Here is an 18,164-nt window from a genome sequence, read left to right as displayed (position 1 = left end):
GAGATTAATATAATGGCTGAAAAGCATAAATTAATCGAGTACGCTAATGGTCCTTCTCTACAAGAGATCAATGGAACAGTAGACGTACCAAAAGACAAAGGCTTTTTCAAAACACTTCTAGCATATTCAGGTCCAGGGGCATTGGTGGCTGTTGGATACATGGATCCAGGTAACTGGTCAACATCGATCACTGGTGGTCAAAATTTCCAATATTTACTAATGTCAGTTATTCTTATGTCTAGTTTAATTGCCATGTTGCTACAATATATGGCAGCTAAACTAGGCATCGTGAGTAAAATGGACTTGGCACAAGCTATTCGTGCTAGAACTAGCAAATCATTAGGTATCGTTTTATGGATTTTAACTGAGTTTGCCATCATGGCAACTGATATTGCCGAAGTTATCGGTGGTGCGATTGCGCTATACTTGCTCTTCCATATTCCACTAGTAATCGCTGTTTTTATCACTGTTGGTGATGTTTTAGTATTGCTATTATTGACTAAGATCGGTTTCAGAAAAATTGAAGCTATCGTTGTATGTTTGATCCTTGTTATTTTATTCGTATTCATTTATCAAGTAGCTCTATCAAACCCTGATTGGAATGCAGCATTTGCAGGCTTGATTCCAACAGGTAAGACTTTCTCAGAACATCCAGCAATTGGTGGTCAAACACCATTGACTGGTGCTTTAGGTATCATCGGAGCAACTGTTATGCCTCATAACTTGTACCTTCACTCAGCAATTTCTCAAACTAGAAAAGTTGACCATTCTGATGAAAAATCAGTTGCTCAAAATGTTCGTTTCTCAGCTTGGGATTCAAATATCCAACTTACAGCCGCATTCTTCGTTAACGCTTTACTATTGGTTATGGGTGTCGCTGTCTTTAAGAGTGGTGCGGTTAAAGATCCATCATTCTTCGGTTTGTACCAAGCACTTTCAGATACTTCAACTTTGAGTAATGGTGTTTTGATTGCCGTTGCTAAGTCAGGTATCCTTTCAACCTTGTTTGCTGTTGCTCTATTGGCCTCAGGTCAAAATTCAACAATTACCGGTACTTTGACTGGACAAGTTATCATGGAAGGTTTCGTTCACATGAGAATGCCTCTTTGGTTACGTCGTTTAGTAACTCGTTTATTATCAGTTATTCCCGTTCTTATCTGTGTTATGTTGACAAGTGGTAAGAGCATGATTGACGAGCATGTGGCTTTGAATGATTTGATGAACAACTCACAAGTATTCTTGGCCTTCGCCTTACCATTCTCAATGTTGCCACTATTGTTGATGACAGATAGTGCCACAGAAATGGGTGACAGATTCAAGAACTCTACTATTATTAAAGCTTTTGGTTGGATCTCAGTTATTGCTTTGACTGGTTTGAACCTTTATGGTCTTCCTGGCCAGATTCAAGGTTTCTATGGAGATAACCCTACTGCAGCTCAAACAGCTCAAGCTAATATCATTGCTTACGTCTTGATTGCTGCTGTATTAGGATTACTGATCTGGACAATCCTTGATATGCGTAAAGGTAATGAAAGACTCAAGCAGACTTTAGCCAAAGAAAATGTTTCTTCAACATACGAACATTTGGCTGTGATGTCAGCGAAAGCTGGCTCTGAAGCAGAATTCGATCAAGAAGCTACTGCTGAAAGAGATGCAGAACAAAGTTAATTCGAAAATAAAATTTGTTTTTACACAAAAAGGCCTTGGTTCTTTGATAGAATCAAGGCCCTTTTGGCACCTAATTATAGGAAGAAACTGACTTTTACTAGCCAAGCTTAAATAAGAATGCCATTACAATGGTCGATCTCGTGCTGAATAATTTGAGCAATGAAATCAGAGAAATCTTGCATCTGTTCATTAAAAGCAACATCTTGATATTTGACGGTGATGTTTTGATAACGGGTCGTAGTACGCTGACCCAAAAGCGATAGGCAACCTTCTGAGGCTTGATAAGGACTGCTCTTACTTATAATGGTAGGATTTATCATCGGTACGGCCAAAGTCCCCATGGCAAAAACGATAATGTTCTTGTGGATGCCGATCATGTTGGCTGCCATACCAACACAATTAGCAGAATTTGCTGCCCAAGTATCTTGTAAATCTTTTACAACGGCTAAGTCAGCTTTAGTAGCTGGAAGTGATTTTTGAGAAAGAGAAGTTTGATCGTGATTGATTGGTTTGATCATTTGAATACCCCGTAATTTTTAATAACTCAATTATATCAGTCTGCGTGATAATAGGATAAGATTGAAGTAGATAAACTTTAGGAGGGGGAAAAGTGAACTTACTATTTGCAATCGACAATCGAGTTACGAATCAGTTAATTACAACTTTATATTCCATTCGCCAAAATACCTCGGCTAAAAAAATCTCAATCTATGTCATTCAAGCCGAAAAATTAGCCGATACTGAACGAATCGAGCAAGTCTGTGCCAATTTGGAAATAACATATCATCCAATAATTATCGACGACCACCAGTTTTATAATGCGCTGGTGACAGACCGATATCCTAAAACAATCTATTATCGTTTATTGGCCTACCAGTATCTACCTAAGAATTTGAAACGGGTACTGTATTTAGATGTTGATATTCTGGTGATCAACGATCTCAAAAAGCTTTATAATATCGATTTTGAAGGTAATTGGTATGCAGCTGCCAGCCATGTGGCTTTAGATATCACCGATTCTTTAAATAAAATTCGTTTGGGAAATTACGATGCCGACACTTATTACAATTCTGGGGTAATGGTGATGAATTTAACGGCGATTCGTAATAATGTCAAAGCCAAAGATATTATCGACTATATTAAAGCTAAAAATATCGCTTTATTTTTACCAGATCAGGATATTTTAAAGGGACTCTACGGTCAGCACATCAAGCAAATACCAGACGAAGTGTACAACTATGATGCTAGAATGAACCCACTTTACTATGCCAAAAGCAATGGAGAATATGATATCGACTGGGTGATCGATCATACGTCAATCTTGCATTTTTGCGGTCGTGATAAACCTTGGAAAGCTGATTATAAAGAGCGATTCTCGGGATTGTACAAACACTATGCACATAAAGCTAGAGAACTTTGTTAAAGAAGTTCTCTTTTTTATATCATATTGATATCACATTGATATAATAGTGATATAATAAGGCCATGGCAAATAAGATGGTGGCACTAAGATTAGATAAAGATTTGTACGACCGAATCTCTGAAGATGCGGCACGTGAAAATCGTAGTATCAACAATTATATTGTCACAAAACTAAGCGATGCGGTGCCGACAGCTAACCTTGAGCAGCGCCAAATAGTAGGATCTGTCGTTAGAGGGGACAAGATCAATATGGCAAACGACTTGCTTGAGGTTAAGGGTATCTACTATCGTTATGATTTGTTGGCAAATGATCTAGTTGATAAGAGTAAGAATTATCAAGTTATTAAAGCGAATGGAAACATTCTCACAATTCAAGAATTAAAAACAGAAAAGTAGGCGGATTAATATGTTTGGGTTAAAAACAGTACGTCAGAATCACGTTGGATTAGTTGAAACTCTGGGGAGATACAGTCGTGAAGTTAGTGCCGGATTGAATTTTTATATTCCAATTTTTCAAAAAATCCGGATCGTTAGTCTAGCGATGATTCCACTCTCACTACAAGGCTATTCAGTCATCACTAAAGATAATGCAGAAGTTCAGACAAACGTCACTTTGAATTATCATGTAACGGACGCCAAGAAATTTGAGTATGAAAATAGTGATTCAGTAGAGTCCATGATTCAATTAGTTCGTGGCCACTTGCGTGATATCATTGGTAAAATCGAATTGAATGAGGCCTTAGGGTCAACTTCGAAGATCAACGCTGATTTATCTTTAGCTATTGGGGACTTGACCGATACATATGGTATCAAAGTTGATCGAGTTAATATTGACGAATTGAAACCCTCAGCTTCCATTACAGAATCAATGGAGAAGCAGATTAGAGCCGATCGTGAAAAGACAGCCGCAATTGCCAAAGCTAATGGTGATGCCAGAAGTATTGAAATTGAAATCAAGGCCAAGAATGAGGCCACTGTTTCTAGTGCTAAAGCTGAGGCAGAAGCTATCAAAGCAAAGGCCGACGCCAGAGCCTATGAAATCCAAAAGTTAAATGATACTTTGGCCAGTGTTGACAGCAAGTACTTAACAGCTCAACAGATCCAAGCTTTTGCAGATTTGGCGGGCTCAAATACTAATACCGTAGTGATGGATAAGGATTCAATTGGCAAATATGCTGATGTCCCAGTTACGGCTAAGGTTATGAATCAGATGGTTAATAAATAAACCAGAAAATGGCTTGGTGAAACAGAGACTGACAGGTTTACATCAGTGATGAAGTTATTAAACAATTGACATTATTTTGATCTTAACAAGAGCTATTGAACGTTAGCAGAATTGTATAGAATGGATTAAAAAAACAAAGGGCATAATTTGACTCCAGTTGTAATTACTTGAAGCCAAGTTATGCCCTTTTGCAGTGGAAGAAAAGATTACATTTACTTTACATTTTTGTAACAGACACTGAAGCTATTTTCGTTATTTGCTGGTTATTCGCCAAATAATGTCAAAAATAAAGAAAATAATAATTTAGAAACATAGGAAAATTTTATTAGTGTCGTTAAAAATAATTGTAAACGTATTATCTTTAAATGGCGGATTGTCGTGAGTTATTAAAGAGGATATACTAAATGTATTTGTGAATTATGATTCGATTATATATGTATTTTTTTGGAGGATGTAGTGGAATCAGAACAAACTATTAGTATGCTACAAATTGCGGGTATACTACGCAAACATTTAAAAGCCATTTTTACGACAACTATCGTTGTGACTTTGGCTTCAGTTTTCATAACTTTTTTTGTAATGACACCGAAGTATAGTGCGACTACTGAGATATTAGTTAATCGTAAATTGTCATCAGAGATGCAGGGGGCACAGTTCCAACAAGTTCAAGCCGATGTTCAGATGATCAGTACTTATAAGGATATTATTACCAGCCCTACAGTGTTAAGTGATGTTAATAAACAGATCAGTGGCTATCCAGGTTATCCTGGCTCAATGGCAGGTATCAAGAAGTCATTGACAATCAATAGCTCACAGAACTCACAAGTTTTCTCGGTGACAGCTAAGTCAACTGATGCGGGAACTGCAGCAGCGATTGCTAATACGACGGCCAAGGTCTTCAAAAAGAAGATTGGAAAAATCATGAGTATCAATAACGTTTCAATCGTTTCTCAAGCAGAGACTGACACTAAACCAGTTAGTCCTCGAAAGGCTTTGAATGTATTAGTTGGTTTGGTTTTGGGAGTTATTTTAGGTATTGGATTAGCCTTTATTCGTGAATTGACTGATAGAACAGTCTCAGATGAGAGCTTCTTAACTGATAACTTAGGTTTAACTAGTTTGGGAATCGTCAGTGAGATCGATCAAAAAGTAATTGAAAGAACAGTTGAGCATAAAGATCTACAAGCAACAATCAATAAAGATGCTATTGCAACTGGAAATCACAGAAGGGTTTAGGTCAACAAATGCCATTATTTAAAAGTAAAGCTAAAAAATTAGATAATTACAGTTTAAAGCACGGTGTTGGTTTGATCACTTACGATGACCCAACAAGCAACGTCGCAGAAGAATTCAATACAATTAGAACAAACATTCAATTTTCATCAGTTGATAAAAAACTGAAATCAATTTTGTTTACCTCTTCAGCTCCCTCTGAGGGTAAGTCGACCGTTAGCAACAATGTTGCAGTAACCTGGGCTAAGCAAGGCGAAAAAGTGATTTTGGTCGATGCGGACCTGCGTCGCCCTGTAATTCATAAGACTTTTAACGTTAGTAATCATCGAGGGTTATCCAGTTATTTATTAGGAAATGCATCATTAGAAGAAATCATTCAACCAACGATGATTAATGATCTTTACGTAATCACTAGTGGACCCATTCCACCTAATCCATCCGAATTGTTAGGAAGTATGCGGACTAAGGATTTATTGACTCGATTGAGTGACCGATTTGGCTTGTTAATTCTCGATGCGCCACCTGCTAATTCGGTTACTGATGCACAAGTTTTAGCTGCACAAGTTGATGGAGTTATTTTAGTCGTTCCCCAAGGAATCGCTGAAAAAGTTGGGGTTGCTAGAGCCAAACAGGCTTTAGATACGGTCCATGCTAATATCTTAGGTGCAATCATGAATCGAGTAACTAAAGAAAAATCTGCTAGCTACTATGGTGGATATTATGGTGGCTACTATGGAGCTGAGAAGAAAAAATGAAATTAATTGATTTGCATTGCCACATCTTGCCTGGAGTAGACGATGGATCTAAGGATTTACAAATGTCTTTAGACTTAGCAAAGACGGCTGTAGATCAAGGAATTAGTCATATATTAGTAACTCCGCACCATATGGACGGTGAATATACCAACCATAAAAAAGACGTCATTAGAGAAACAAATTATTTGCAAGATGCAATAAATAAACAAGGAATACCATTAACTGTTTTTCCTGGTCAGGAAGTTCACTTAACAGGTGAATTAATGGATGCGATTGCTCAACATGACATTCTGTTCATGGATGAAACCAATCGTTATCTACTCTTAGAGTTACCTCATGAGATGATTCCAGAGTATATGGCTGATTTGATCTTTGATTTAACTACCAGAGGAATCACACCGGTAATTGCCCATTCTGAAAGGAATCAGGGTTTTCAAGAGACTCCAGATAAATTGTATGACTTTGTCAAGATGGGGTGTCTGACCCAATTGACGAGCAGCAGTTATTTGGGTGTCTTTGGTAAACACGTTCAAAAGTTGACTGAAGAGATTATCAAAGCAAATTTGGGATTTGTTTTTGCCTCAGATGCACATAACTTTAAAGGTAGAAGATTCTTAATGAAAGAAGCCTTTGAGAAGCTAGAGCAAGAAGAAGGGTCAGAAAAGGCTCAAATGTTTAACGATAACGCCAAAAACATTATCAATGGTGACGACGTTACTGAGCTAGATTATATGAGGATATCTAGCTTGAATAAGAAAAAAAGAAAGTTTTGGTTTTTCTAAGATTATTGTTATTGGGGGAAGTATTTAGTATGCAATATTTTGATTATGAAAAAGGGGATAGTATTTCTGTTGATTTTTCTTACCAGAATAAGCGATATGTATATAAGGAATTTAAAAGAGTCTTTGATTTTTTTGCTAGTCTAATAGGATTGATATTATTGTCACCATTGTTCTTAATTGTGGCGATTGCAATCAAGCTGGAGGATCCTAAAGGACCAGTCTTTTATTCGCAAATTCGTTTAGGGAAACGACAAGAAGCTTTTAAAATGTATAAGTTTCGTTCAATGGTAGTTGATGACGATAAGCATCTAAAAGAGCTATTGAAGGATAACGAAATCGAAGGCGCCATGTTTAAGATGAAAGATGATCCACGTGTCACTAAGGTTGGACAATTCATCCGTATATATAGTATCGATGAACTACCACAGTTGGTTAACGTTTTACTTGGCAATATGAATCTAGTTGGCCCTAGACCACCACTTCCACGAGAAGTTAAAGATTATACTAATTACGACAAACAACGTCTGACCGTTAAGCCTGGATGCACTGGGCTGTGGCAGATTAGCGGTCGTAACGATGTTGGATTCTCTGAGATGGTGAAGTTGGATCTTAAATATATTAATCATCGTGGAGCTATGCTTGATATTTATGTTTTATGTAAAACAGTAATGGTGTTTTTCAAACCAAATGGTGCCTATTGAAATATTTTTTTTAGGAAGGGAATATAGTGAAAAAAGTCTGTTTTATTTCTTCGTCAGGTGGTCATTTGCAAGAGCTAATGAAGATGAAGGAGATTTCTGAAGAATACTCGTCATTTCTAGTTACAGAAAAAAGTGATTTTGCGATTGAAAAATTAGGTGAAAGAACATATTTTGTTCCTCAAATTAATAGATATGAAAGGTTATTTTTATTTAATTTTGAAGTGCAACACAAAAGTTAGACAAAATTGAATAATTTTTAAGCTACCAAGGCATGCTCCCTGTATTCACGGGGAGTCATGCCTTTTATTTTTCTTGAAACTCTTTGATCATTGAACTATTTGATGTGTTTTTTTGAAATTTCTTGAGGTTCTTCAATATTTTCACAAGGCGGAAATTCATCAAGACATTCTGTTTTGTAGAGATGGAAGAAATTTTCAATTGGCGCATTATCTAGACAATTTCTCTTGCGAGGCATACTTTGTACAAAATCATTTTCAGAGAGTTTATCAATATAATATTTTAATTGGTAATGCCAGCCCTGATCAGAATGAATTATTGGCATTGTTTCTTCTGGAAGGACCATTATGAGTTCATTTAAGGTATCCATAATCAATTCACTATTAGGACTATTACTCATTTGAAAGGCCAGGACTTCTTTACTTGCCTCATCTGTTATTGCAGAGATATAAGCCCATTTAGTGTATCTGCTAAGTGGACTTGTGTAACATCAGTGCGTAGAATTTTGAAGGATACAGTTTCATCTTTTATATCGTTTTTTTGGGGGAAGGGGCTCTTGTTCGACCATGATCTGATCCACTACTTGCTTTTTTTCTCGTCCTTTGAGGTCCTGAACAGAGTCATTGATTTTTTTAAGATGTTATTTTCCAGCATGAGTTTGATAGTAGTTTATCACATCAATTTTGAATTCGGCCGTGAAATTTCTTTTAGTCCCTTTTCTTTTAAGTGAGTCCGCACCGCTTAAACGTTACCTTTGAATTCAAAAACTAACTTGTCGTTTGGATATGTTATGTTTCTTCGCAAGATGACGCATGCTGGTTCCTTCTTGAAGGTATTCATCAACAATCTCTGTATTTAATTTTGAGCCGTATTTAACCATATAAAAAAGTGCTCCATAATAGTTAGATTTCTTGTCTAACAATTATGACACACTTCAGAAATTCCACATCTCATGGAAATTTTTATCGTGTTTTTGTTTAGAGTCGGGGCTTATGTCTCAATCTTTTTATTTTATCAAAAAAAGCAGTTAACTATATGTCGATAACGACATAAGGAGGCAATTAAATTATGACAAAAACATTTAAAACTTTAGAAGACTTTTTAGGAACACATTTTATTTACACATACGATAATGGTTGGGAATATGAATGGTATGCAAAGAACGACTATACCGTTGATTACCGAATTCATGGTGGTATGGTCGCTGGACGTTGGGTAACTGATCAAAAGGCAGACATCGTCATGTTGACAGAAGAAATTTATAAGATATCTTGGACTGAACCAACTGGTACTGATGTTGCACTTGATTTCCTACCAAATGAAAATAAGATCCATGGAACTATCTTCTTCCCTAAGTGGGTTGAAGAACATCCAGAAATCACTGTAACTTACCAAAATGAACACATCGATTTGATGGAAGAGTCTCGTGAGAAGTATGAAACTTATCCTAAGTTGGTCGTACCTGAATTTGCTAATATCACTTACATGGGCGATGCTGGTCAAAACAACGAAGATGTTATCAGTGAAGCGCCTTACAAGGGGATGCCTGATGATATCCGTGCTGGTAAATATTTTGGCGAAAACTATCAACGAGCAAATAAGTAACATGCTAAAATGGTATACGAAAACGTATATCATTTTTTATTTAGAGAAAAAATGCCGAAGAAACGGATATTACCATATGTCTTACTAGGATTGATCAATAATAAAGGAAACCTGTCTGGTTATCAAATCAGTCAGGAGTTTAAAAATGAAGTTGGGGATTTTTGGCATGCGTCGCACAGTCAGATCTATCCTGAATTAGCTCGTATGAAAGATGATGGCTGGTTAGAAGATACTGATGATGGGAAATCAACTTACTACATGGTGACGACGAAAGGTTTGGAGATTTTGCGTCAATGGTTAAAGGAACCTTTGTAAGATAATGAAGAACTATTCTCGTTAAAACTCTACTTTATTCGTGACCAACGTGATCAATTGTTAAGAAGACAGTTATTGACTGAAGAACTGCAGATTAATGAGACTAAGTTAGCCCATCTACAGAAGCGCCAAAAAACGGTCTTCCTTGATGAAAAACAAATTAAAGATAAATATGGACACTATTTAATTTTGACACGCGCAATTGAACGGGAAGAGAATCATATCCAGTGGTTGAAGGATCGTTTGTAGAAGAATAGGAATTATGATATCCCCATTGCCGATAAAGATACAAACGACTGTTATAAAAATATTTAAGCAGATATATTAATTTCTATTTATAGCAAATATTTGTAAATAAAAACAAAAAGACTAAAGTTATCCATGTAGAAAATATCATGACATTTTCTACATGGATTTTTTAATGAGGAGTGGTTTCAATAATGGAAGAAATTAATGTACTAAAGCAGGAACTTACAAATTTGATGAAGATTTCGTCGTTAATCGTATTGGTTACGGTACGATGCAATTAACTGGCCCTGGCGTCTGGGGACCTTATAAAGACCCTGATCAAGCAGTTGAGGTTATCAAGCGTGCTTTTTATCTAGGGGTTAATTTCATTGATACAGCTGATTCATATGGTCCTTGGAATGCCGACGACTATTTGGCTCAAGCTTTAGCAGAATATAAAGATTCGGACAAAATCTTTATTTCTGATAAAGTTGGTCAAGTTCGGGTAGGTCCAGAAAAGTGGATTCCTGTTGGTGTCCCAGCTTTCTTACGTCAAGAGGTTGAATTATCGTTGCGTAAGTTCAAGCGTGACCACGAAGACTTATTGTTCTTACATCGGATTGATTCTCATTATTCACTAGAGGAACAAGTTGGTGAATTAAAGAAGCTACAAGATGAAGGTAAGATCAAGCATATTGGTATCAGTCAAGTTTCTTTGGAAGAGTTACAGGCGGCTCAAAAGATTGCTAAGATCGACGCGGTGGAAAATATGTACAATGTTGGTAATCACAAAGGTGACGATGCCATCGTTGATTATTGCCAAGCTCAAGGTATTGCCTTTTTGCCTTGGTTCCCACTGAATACTGGTAATTTGGCCAAAGCTGATAGTCCATTAACTGGAATTGCTACTAAATATGGCGTCAGTCCCGCTCAGATTACTTTGGCATGGCTCTTGAAACGTTCTGATAATATCTTGCCAATTCCGGGAACTAGTTCAGTTGAACATTTACAAGATAATATTAGTGCAGCTAATGTTGAATTAACTGATGATGATTTCAAGCAATTATCTGATTTAGAAAAATAAATTTCGATTCGATTCAAGTAGGGATTAAAGTCTTTACTTGAATTTTTTTCTTGAAAAATAGAACATGCGTTCGTATAATAAAATTGTAGACAGATAGGAGGATAGAACGATAGATTATAGCAAAGAACCCCATGGCGTATTCTTTTTGATCGATAATAAATCGTTTTATGCTAGTGTTGAAGCAACTATGTGTGGACTCAATCCTTTAAAAGAACTATTGGTTGTTATGAGTGAAGCTGATAACACGAATGGTGGCTTAATTTTAGCAACCTCCCCGAGAGCAAAAAAGGTTTTCCATCTAAAAGCAAATGTTTCCCGTCAACGAGATCTGCCACAAGATCCCAATTTGATCGTTGTACCGCCACGAATGAATCTCTACATTAAACGTAACTTGCAGATCAACAATATTTTTCGGGAATTTGCGGCTGAATCGGATGTTTGGCCTTACTCAATCGATGAGTCCATTCTTGATATGACTAAGTCTTGGCATTTGTTTGGCAATACTCCAAGAGCCGTGGCTCGCTTGATTCAAAAGACAGTCCGCAAACGTCTGGGTCTTTATACGAATGTCGGTATTGGTGATAATCCAGTTCAAGCTAAGATTGCATTAGATATTTATGCCAAGCACGATCCCGAGTTAATGGGCGAGATTCATTATGAAACTGTCCCAGAGAAAATTTGGACGATTCCCAATATGACTGATGTCTGGAGTATCGCTAAGCGAACGGAGAAACGGCTCAATCGCTTAGGTATCCATAATATTAATGAACTGGCACACACCAATCCTTTTTATTTAAAACAAGAATTAGGTTTGATTGGAGAACAGATTTTTGCGATAGCTTGGGGTATCGACCGCCCGAATTTGTCCGATAAAATCATGCCGAAGAATCACAGTATTGGCAATTGGCAAGTCCTGCCCCGTGATTACTACCAAAAGTCAGAGATTGAGACAGTCATCAAAGAGATGGGGCAACAAGTCGCTTCCAGGTTGCGTCATCATCATAAGCAAGCAGGCTGTCTGTATTTGAGTGTCAGTTATGCTTTTGCGGCTAAAGAAGAGGGCGAACGTGGTGGTTTTAGCGTTGCCGGTAATTTGAATCATACCGACAATGACAATGAGATATCGGAGTTATTGATTCATTTGTTCGAGAGTTATTGGCAAGGGCAGCCGGTCAGAAACTTGGCCGTTTATTCATCTAAATTGGTCGACAAACAGGCACAGCAATTAAACTTTTTTACGCCAGTCGAACAGCAGTGTCAAGATGAGGATAAGTTGTCAGTCATCGATCAGATCAGGGCACGCTATGGCTTTGAATCGATCGTCTACGCCAATAGTCTGCTAAAAGGTGGCACTGCCATTCATCGAGCTACTTTGGTTGGTGGCCACAATGGTGGGAATGCTTATGAATAATGACTTAAAGATCATCCTGTCCCGAATTGACAAGAATTTTCTTAAGAAAAAAGACGTAAAGTATAGTTTACAAGTGGTTAATGACTGCTATGACAGCACTTATAACTTTTTTATCAATATTCAACCACTGGGAAAAAGGCTGCACTCGATTCCGCTCCACACTATTGAAAACTATGATTTGTCAGATTTGGAAAAATTATTAATAAAATTATGGAAAAATATTGCTTTACAATCACGTATGATGGTTTTGTGGGGATGAAATGGCCCCAGAAACAAGAATTAATACAGAAAAGACGGCATAAAGATGAATAGTAAATATAAATATGATTCCGAGACTGTCCAATCGTTTTTTGATAACTACTATCACGATCGCGGCAAAATGAAGTGGCAAGGATTTTACCTCAGTGACCATACCGCTGCTTTAAATCGACAAGCTAAAAAATTGAATCGTCAAAAGCAACTGCGCAAGGAACAGACTGCGGAGCAGATCACTAAGTTCTTGATGCAATCATTTACGTATAACCAAATAATTAAAATACAATTGAATATTTGTGACACTAATAACGAAATTTCTGTTGATCTAACTGGTGAAGTCAGTGGATACAATGAAGATTTATTTTATCTTGATAACGGCGAAACTTTCCGACTAAGGGACGTTAGAAATGTAGAAATAGTAGCTTAGGCGGGGAAACCTGCCTTTTTTGTCGCCAACAAAAATACCTTCCGACTCTAAGTTTTAGAATCAGAAGGTATCATTTAAAAATCATTTTCATCCTCAATAATATGTTCTTTGGTTTGTTTAAAGATCGTAATAATGTGTTGATCACTCAAGCGGTAATGGATGTTTCGACCTCGTCTGGCATTAGAAACGAGATTTAATTGCTTGAGAATGCTTAGTTGATGAGAGATAGAGGATTGACTCATATCAAGTGTATCGGCGATTTCTCCGACGCTCAAAGGTGTTTTTTCCAACGCAAAAATAATTTTTACACGGGTCATATCACCGAATGCTTTGAAGATATTGACCATTGCTTCAAGATCCTCATCATTAGGCAAATTCTGTTTTAGGCTATGCAAAGCCTTTTGATGTTCTACCTCAAAATTTTGTTCTGGCATAATTTGTCCTCTTAATTGAATGTGGTTAGTACTGGTTGAAATTTACTAAGTTTTATTATAGTATAATTAATATATGAATGATTGTTCATATATTCAAATGAGCATGTAAACCTTTTCGAGGAGGATATTCCCATGAAGTCTTACGATGTCCAGTCTGATTATAAATTAAAAAATAAACAAAAGCGTCTTAAAAATGAATTGAGCAAATCAACTAAGTTAACTATTATTCGGTTATTGATTTCTTTTATTTTGTTGCTGGTAGGGTCGAGTTCGATCTTGCCAACACCGATAACTATCGGCTTTTATGTCACGGCCTACTTAGTTATTGGAGCTCGCATCGTTTATAAGGCGCTCAAGAATATTATGCACGGTGAAATTTTTGACGAGAATTTCTTGATGAGTATTGCCACGATTGGGGCCATTATTCTGGGCGAATATCCAGAGGCCATTGCAGTGATGCTCTTTTATGAATTGGGAAATGTCTTTGAAGATATTGCCGTCAACAAGTCCAAGAGATCGATTTCTGCTTTGTTGGAAGTCAAGCCGGCTTTTGCAACTTTGAAGCTTGATGGAACAACAAAAGTGGTCGATCCTAACCAAGTTCAAATCGGTCAGATCATCGTCGTAAAACCAGGTGAAAAGATTCCGCTTGATGGAACAGTCGTTTTGGGCAATTCGTCAGTTGATACTTCAGCATTAACTGGTGAGTCCATGCCTCAAAATATCAAAGTCGGCGATCAAGCCCTCAGTGGTTCGATCAACCAAAATGGAACTTTGCAGATCAAAGTGACAAAACTTTACAATGATTCTACGGTGGCTAAGATTTTGGATTTAGTCCAAAACGCCAATAGCAAGAAAGCCGAAGCTGAAAAGTTCATCACTAAGTTTGCCAAGGTCTATACGCCAATTGTAGTTGGCTTAGCTGGGGCTTTAGCTATCTTGCCACCACTCTTAGTTAACGGTGCTTGGGATGTCTGGGTCTATCGGGCTTTGATTTTCTTAGTAATTTCTTGTCCTTGTGCCTTGGTGATTTCGGTGCCACTGAGTTTCTTCGGTGGAATTGGGGCCGCTTCTAAGCGGGGAATCTTGGTCAAAGGTAGCAACTATTTGGAAGCTTTGAATAAAGTCGACACCGTGGCTTTTGACAAGACAGGTACTTTGACTAAGGGTCAATTTGCGGTAGTGAAAATTATACCCGCTGCAGGTGTCTCTGAAACACAATTGTTGCAAATGGCTGCAAGTGTTGAAAAAAACTCCACACATCCGATTGCCGTTTCGATTTTGCAAGCTTACACTGGAAAGCTCTTATCAATTGAAAAGATGACTGAAAAAGCAGGCCACGGCTTGAGTGCTCAAGTTAACGGTCAACAAGTTATCGTCGGTAATGCCAAGGCTATGCAAGCAGGCAACATTAGTTTTTCTGAAACTAAAGAAGTTGGAACGATCGTTTATGTGGCAGTGGCTGAAAAGTTCTTTGGTGCAATCGTGATTGCCGATAAGCCTAAAGCTGATGCCGCAAAAGCAATTCAACTCTTAAATAATCGTGGTATCAAACAAACGGTCATGTTGACAGGTGACAATCAGACTGTCGGTGAAGCAATTGCTAAAAAGTTACACTTACAGTCAGTTTATACGAACCTATTACCTGAGAACAAAGTTGAAATCGTCAATAAACTCCTCAAGAAATCACATCAAGTCAATAAAAAAGTAGCCTTTGTCGGTGACGGTATCAATGATACGCCGGTTTTAGCTACGGCCGATGTCGGTTTTGCTATGGGTGGTTTGGGTTCAGATGCCGCAGTCGAAGCAGCCGATATCGTGATTATGGGCGATGAACCTTCGAAAGTGGCTCAAGCGATGAAGATAGCTCAAAAGACACGCTTGATCGTGATTCAAAATATTTCCTTTGCACTGATCATCAAAGTATTGTTTCTCTTACTCGGTGCCTTAGGAATAGTCGATATGTGGCAAGCAGTTTTTGCCGATGTCGGAGTAACGATTATTGCAGTTTTAAACGCAGTCAGATTGCAATTTATCAAATTCGATAATTAATGAGTTCAATATTAAACACTATTTTAAAATCCCGCTGATATTTTTTTGAAAATCAGCGGGATTTTTAGATGAACTATTTAGTTGGCAAAACATTGATAATGTAAAGTAAGAGAATAAAGACGAATAATAAAATGTACATGATAGGTGTGATTTCTTTTCTCCGACCGGCAGCCCACATTGTTAGAGGATAAAACAGAATCCCGAAGGCGAATCCGTAAGAAATATTATAGGTCAAAGGCATTCCGACAATAGTTAGAAAAGCTGGCATAGCAATTTCAAATTTACTCCAGTCGATCTGTTTCATCGATTGAGCCATCAAAATACCGACAATGATCAAGACTGGTGCGGTGACGTTGGAAGTTACGATGGTCAAAAGCGGTGAGAAGAACATTGCCACGGCAAACATCACACTGACGACTAGCGATGTTAGACCAGTCCGGCCACCAACAGCGATTCCGGCTGAAGATTCAACATAAGCAGCTGTTGGGGTGGTACCCATGACTGCACCACCCAGCATTGAGATAGAGTCAGCCATCAAAGCACGGCCGATACGAGGCATCTTATTATCTTTCATGAAGCCAGCTTGTTCAGCTAAACCGATTAAGGTTCCGGCAGTATCAAAGAATGCTACTAATAGAAAGACTAAGACGACTGCCCAAAGTTTGGGGTCAGCTAAATCAGGCATGTGGGCGATTCCGACTCCAAAGGTAGGTTTCATACTAGGGATAGTCGAGATGATTTGTTTAGGCAGGGGAATCAACTTGGTAACTAAACCAAGGATCGTAGTTAAGACCATACCGATAAAAATTGAACCGGGCACTTTTTTAGCCATCAACAATCACGTGATGATCAAGCCAAAGATAGTTAGCCAAGTTGTTGGTACGGTCAAAGATCCCATTTCAACTAAGGTTGACTTGCTAGCAGTGACTAAGCCACCACCTTGAAGACCAACAAAGGCGATGAACAGACCGATACCAGCGGCCATGGCTAGTTTCAAATCATGGGGGATAGAATCAATTACTAATTCCCGTAATTTTAAAACGGAGATCAGAAGAAAGAGGATACTGGACATGAAGACTCCAGCCATAGCAGTTTGCCAAGGAATACCCATGGCAAGGACGACGGAATAAGTGAAGAAGGCATTATCACCTAGTCCTGGAGCAATGGCAATTGGATAATTAGCTAGGAGAGCCATCAAAACGGAACCTAAAATTGCTGAAAGAGCAGTAGCGGTGAACACCGCCCCTTTGTCCATCCCGGCGGCACCTAAAACTTGCGGATTGACGAACAAGATGTAAGCCATGGATACGAAGGTTGTCAGACCAGCTAGAACTTCCCGTCTGATAGTCGTATTGGCAGCTTTAAGATGAAATAATTTTTCGATAAAACTGAGATTAGCATCGTTTGGCAAAATATAACCCCCTAAGGTTTTATTGATTACTTATTAAGTATTACAAAAATATCAAATATTTTCAATAAAAACACGATTAAAATATAAAAATTATCAAATAAAGTTCGGAAATTTAGCTATATTCAACTTAGAAAGACTATCGAAATAATCGCTTGAGCCTGCCTTACGAATAATAAAAAGAGACCTTCCACAAGTTATTTTGTGAAAAGCCTCTTTTCAAGGTTCAAAAAAATTTATCTAAAAACATCTTCAGCCGGTTCATCACCACTGGCAAAAGTAAATTCTTTACCAATTGTTGATGGATTTTGAATAATCAGAGCCAAGGCTTTGGCAACATCTACTCTAGGAACAGAATCGACTTCATTTGGTCCTAAAAGCTTAACTTTGCCAGTGCCGTCGTCGTTAGTTAGGTGGCCAGGATGGATGATCGTATAGTCAAGGTTGGTTCCCCGCAAATGATCATCAGCATAATGTTTAGCAATCATGTATGGCTTGATACCAGATGCGTCCCACTTGCTACGGTTGTCGCTAAAGACCGAACTAACCATGATATAGCGCTTGATACCGACAGCTTCAGCCACCATCATCGTCTTGATAGCTCCGTCGAGGTCGATTTCAAGTGTAAGATCATAGCCAGCGCCCCCAGCACCAGCTGAGAAGACAATTACGTCGGCACCTGAAGCAACTATTGAATCTTTGATACTATCAAGCGATGCAGTTAGATCGATGAATTGGGTCTCAATATTATTTGTCTCGTAGGCCTTGATTTGTTCTTGGCTACGCAATCCAGCAACAAAATCAATGTTTCTTGATTGTAATTCTCCAATCAACAAGTGACCCACTTTACCATGGGCACCAATAATAAGAACTTTCATAAATTCAAAACCTCCTTAGTTAACCATACTGTAGCAACAATCGC

21 protein-coding genes and 2 pseudogenes are annotated in these 18,164 nt (G+C 38.0%); 17 read left to right on the top strand and 6 right to left on the bottom strand.

The annotated features are described in order from the left end of the window. Positions 1-12 precede the first annotated feature (12 nt). A complete protein-coding gene (locus ACYT32_RS03625; RefSeq protein ID WP_395264678.1) occupies positions 13-1,668 on the top strand; it encodes an Nramp family divalent metal transporter in 1,656 nt (551 codons plus the stop codon). Between the two features lie 107 nt (positions 1,669-1,775). Here ACYT32_RS03625 and ACYT32_RS03620 read toward each other — a convergent pair whose 3' ends face one another. Continuing rightward, positions 1,776-2,186, bottom strand: coding sequence for a peptide deformylase (locus ACYT32_RS03620; RefSeq protein ID WP_395264679.1), 411 nt, complete (start codon positions 2,184-2,186; stop codon positions 1,776-1,778). Between the two features lie 92 nt (positions 2,187-2,278). Between ACYT32_RS03620 and ACYT32_RS03615 the strand changes: the two genes are divergently transcribed. The 8 genes from ACYT32_RS03615 to ACYT32_RS03580 all read left to right on the top strand — a co-directional run bounded on the left by ACYT32_RS03615 (position 2,279) and on the right by ACYT32_RS03580 (position 8,025). Next, positions 2,279-3,091: a glycosyltransferase family 8 protein gene (locus ACYT32_RS03615; protein ID WP_395264680.1), complete on the top strand. Its 813-nt coding sequence runs from the start codon at positions 2,279-2,281 to the stop codon at positions 3,089-3,091. Between the two features lie 62 nt (positions 3,092-3,153). Then, entirely contained in the window at positions 3,154-3,486 is a 333-nt protein-coding gene (locus ACYT32_RS03610) for a toxin-antitoxin system HicB family antitoxin (RefSeq protein WP_395264681.1), read from the top strand. 10 nt (positions 3,487-3,496) lie between these two features. Next, on the top strand, positions 3,497-4,315 hold the full coding sequence (locus ACYT32_RS03605; RefSeq protein WP_395264682.1) for an SPFH domain-containing protein: 819 nt from the start codon (positions 3,497-3,499) through the stop codon (positions 4,313-4,315). 456 nt (positions 4,316-4,771) lie between these two features. Next, positions 4,772-5,551, top strand: a complete 780-nt coding sequence (locus tag ACYT32_RS03600) for a YveK family protein (RefSeq protein WP_395264683.1) — start codon at positions 4,772-4,774, stop codon at positions 5,549-5,551. 8 nt (positions 5,552-5,559) lie between these two features. Further along, positions 5,560-6,303, top strand: coding sequence for a CpsD/CapB family tyrosine-protein kinase (locus ACYT32_RS03595; protein WP_395264684.1), 744 nt, complete (start codon positions 5,560-5,562; stop codon positions 6,301-6,303). Further along, entirely contained in the window at positions 6,300-7,085 is a 786-nt protein-coding gene (locus tag ACYT32_RS03590) for a tyrosine-protein phosphatase (protein ID WP_395264685.1), read from the top strand. Before ACYT32_RS03595 ends, ACYT32_RS03590 begins: the two co-directional genes overlap by 4 nt. Positions 7,086-7,114: 29 nt before the next feature. Then, on the top strand, positions 7,115-7,786 hold the full coding sequence (locus ACYT32_RS03585; RefSeq protein ID WP_395264686.1) for a sugar transferase: 672 nt from the start codon (positions 7,115-7,117) through the stop codon (positions 7,784-7,786). A gap of 26 nt (positions 7,787-7,812) precedes the next feature. Further along, on the top strand, positions 7,813-8,025 hold the full coding sequence (locus tag ACYT32_RS03580) for a hypothetical protein (RefSeq protein WP_395264688.1): 213 nt from the start codon (positions 7,813-7,815) through the stop codon (positions 8,023-8,025). Positions 8,026-8,042: 17 nt separating this feature from the next. On the opposite strand, the gene ACYT32_RS03575 is transcribed toward ACYT32_RS03580, so the two are convergent. After that, complete coding sequence (locus ACYT32_RS03575) at positions 8,043-8,093, bottom strand: hypothetical protein (protein ID WP_395264768.1); 51 nt, start codon at positions 8,091-8,093, stop codon at positions 8,043-8,045. Between the two features lie 27 nt (positions 8,094-8,120). Further along, positions 8,121-8,435 carry a transposase gene (locus tag ACYT32_RS03570; RefSeq protein ID WP_461793365.1) on the bottom strand — a complete coding sequence of 105 codons (315 nt, stop codon included), beginning with the start codon at positions 8,433-8,435 and terminating at the stop codon, positions 8,121-8,123. Positions 8,436-9,091: 656 nt separating this feature from the next. Between ACYT32_RS03570 and ACYT32_RS03565 the strand changes: the two genes are divergently transcribed. The 7 genes and pseudogenes from ACYT32_RS03565 to ACYT32_RS03535 all read left to right on the top strand — a co-directional run bounded on the left by ACYT32_RS03565 (position 9,092) and on the right by ACYT32_RS03535 (position 13,348). Beyond that, positions 9,092-9,628 carry a phenolic acid decarboxylase gene (locus tag ACYT32_RS03565; protein ID WP_395264689.1) on the top strand — a complete coding sequence of 179 codons (537 nt, stop codon included), beginning with the start codon at positions 9,092-9,094 and terminating at the stop codon, positions 9,626-9,628. A 51-nt stretch (positions 9,629-9,679) separates the two neighbouring features. After that, entirely contained in the window at positions 9,680-9,943 is a 264-nt protein-coding gene (locus ACYT32_RS03560) for a PadR family transcriptional regulator (RefSeq protein WP_395264691.1), read from the top strand. A 27-nt stretch (positions 9,944-9,970) separates the two neighbouring features. Then, positions 9,971-10,192, top strand: a pseudogene (locus ACYT32_RS03555) (PadR family transcriptional regulator); the annotation flags it as partial. Positions 10,193-10,463: 271 nt separating this feature from the next. Next, positions 10,464-11,255: an aldo/keto reductase gene (locus tag ACYT32_RS03550; RefSeq protein WP_395264693.1), complete on the top strand. Its 792-nt coding sequence runs from the start codon at positions 10,464-10,466 to the stop codon at positions 11,253-11,255. A gap of 109 nt (positions 11,256-11,364) precedes the next feature. Beyond that, positions 11,365-12,666, top strand: coding sequence for a Y-family DNA polymerase (locus ACYT32_RS03545; RefSeq protein ID WP_395264772.1), 1,302 nt, complete (start codon positions 11,365-11,367; stop codon positions 12,664-12,666). Continuing rightward, entirely contained in the window at positions 12,659-12,925 is a 267-nt protein-coding gene (locus ACYT32_RS03540; protein WP_395264694.1) for an acetyl-CoA carboxylase, read from the top strand. Before ACYT32_RS03545 ends, ACYT32_RS03540 begins: the two co-directional genes overlap by 8 nt. Before the next feature lie 45 nt (positions 12,926-12,970). Next, positions 12,971-13,348 carry a hypothetical protein gene (locus ACYT32_RS03535; protein WP_395264696.1) on the top strand — a complete coding sequence of 126 codons (378 nt, stop codon included), beginning with the start codon at positions 12,971-12,973 and terminating at the stop codon, positions 13,346-13,348. 74 nt (positions 13,349-13,422) lie between these two features. On the opposite strand, the gene ACYT32_RS03530 is transcribed toward ACYT32_RS03535, so the two are convergent. Next, positions 13,423-13,782 (bottom strand): ArsR/SmtB family transcription factor, encoded by a 360-nt coding sequence (locus tag ACYT32_RS03530; protein ID WP_395264697.1) that lies wholly within the window; start codon positions 13,780-13,782, stop codon positions 13,423-13,425. A gap of 132 nt (positions 13,783-13,914) precedes the next feature. Between ACYT32_RS03530 and ACYT32_RS03525 the strand changes: the two genes are divergently transcribed. After that, complete coding sequence (locus tag ACYT32_RS03525) at positions 13,915-15,834, top strand: heavy metal translocating P-type ATPase (RefSeq protein ID WP_395264699.1); 1,920 nt, start codon at positions 13,915-13,917, stop codon at positions 15,832-15,834. A 73-nt stretch (positions 15,835-15,907) separates the two neighbouring features. Here ACYT32_RS03525 and ACYT32_RS03520 read toward each other — a convergent pair. Then, positions 15,908-17,245 (bottom strand): annotated as a pseudogene (locus ACYT32_RS03520) (NCS2 family permease). Between the two features lie 233 nt (positions 17,246-17,478). Beyond that, positions 17,479-18,120, bottom strand: coding sequence for an SDR family oxidoreductase (locus tag ACYT32_RS03515; protein WP_395264701.1), 642 nt, complete (start codon positions 18,118-18,120; stop codon positions 17,479-17,481). Positions 18,121-18,164: the final 44 nt, after the last annotated feature.

This window comes from Companilactobacillus sp. FL22-3, from assembly GCF_054881455.1.
Note: the sequence above shows the minus strand (reverse complement) of the source record. Positions and strands in the feature narration are given on the sequence as shown.

Excerpts from the sequence above, each read along its gene's own strand:
- ACYT32_RS03515 (WP_395264701.1), bottom strand. The coding sequence starts at position 18,120 with ATGAAAGTTCTTATTATTGGTGCCCATGGTAAAGTGGGTCACTTGTTG.
- ACYT32_RS03620 (WP_395264679.1), bottom strand. The coding sequence starts at position 2,186 with ATGATCAAACCAATCAATCACGATCAAACTTCTCTTTCTCAAAAATCA.
- ACYT32_RS03540 (WP_395264694.1), top strand. The coding sequence starts at position 12,659 with ATGAATAATGACTTAAAGATCATCCTGTCCCGAATTGACAAGAATTTT.
- ACYT32_RS03605 (WP_395264682.1), top strand. The coding sequence starts at position 3,497 with ATGTTTGGGTTAAAAACAGTACGTCAGAATCACGTTGGATTAGTTGAA.
- ACYT32_RS03535 (WP_395264696.1), top strand. The coding sequence starts at position 12,971 with ATGAATAGTAAATATAAATATGATTCCGAGACTGTCCAATCGTTTTTT.
- ACYT32_RS03625 (WP_395264678.1), top strand. The coding sequence starts at position 13 with ATGGCTGAAAAGCATAAATTAATCGAGTACGCTAATGGTCCTTCTCTA.
- ACYT32_RS03565 (WP_395264689.1), top strand. The coding sequence starts at position 9,092 with ATGACAAAAACATTTAAAACTTTAGAAGACTTTTTAGGAACACATTTT.
- ACYT32_RS03610 (WP_395264681.1), top strand. The coding sequence starts at position 3,154 with ATGGCAAATAAGATGGTGGCACTAAGATTAGATAAAGATTTGTACGAC.
- ACYT32_RS03595 (WP_395264684.1), top strand. The coding sequence starts at position 5,560 with ATGCCATTATTTAAAAGTAAAGCTAAAAAATTAGATAATTACAGTTTA.
- ACYT32_RS03560 (WP_395264691.1), top strand. The coding sequence starts at position 9,680 with ATGCCGAAGAAACGGATATTACCATATGTCTTACTAGGATTGATCAAT.
- ACYT32_RS03530 (WP_395264697.1), bottom strand. The coding sequence starts at position 13,782 with ATGCCAGAACAAAATTTTGAGGTAGAACATCAAAAGGCTTTGCATAGC.
- ACYT32_RS03585 (WP_395264686.1), top strand. The coding sequence starts at position 7,115 with ATGCAATATTTTGATTATGAAAAAGGGGATAGTATTTCTGTTGATTTT.
- ACYT32_RS03525 (WP_395264699.1), top strand. The coding sequence starts at position 13,915 with ATGAAGTCTTACGATGTCCAGTCTGATTATAAATTAAAAAATAAACAA.
- ACYT32_RS03550 (WP_395264693.1), top strand. The coding sequence starts at position 10,464 with ATGCAATTAACTGGCCCTGGCGTCTGGGGACCTTATAAAGACCCTGAT.
- ACYT32_RS03590 (WP_395264685.1), top strand. The coding sequence starts at position 6,300 with ATGAAATTAATTGATTTGCATTGCCACATCTTGCCTGGAGTAGACGAT.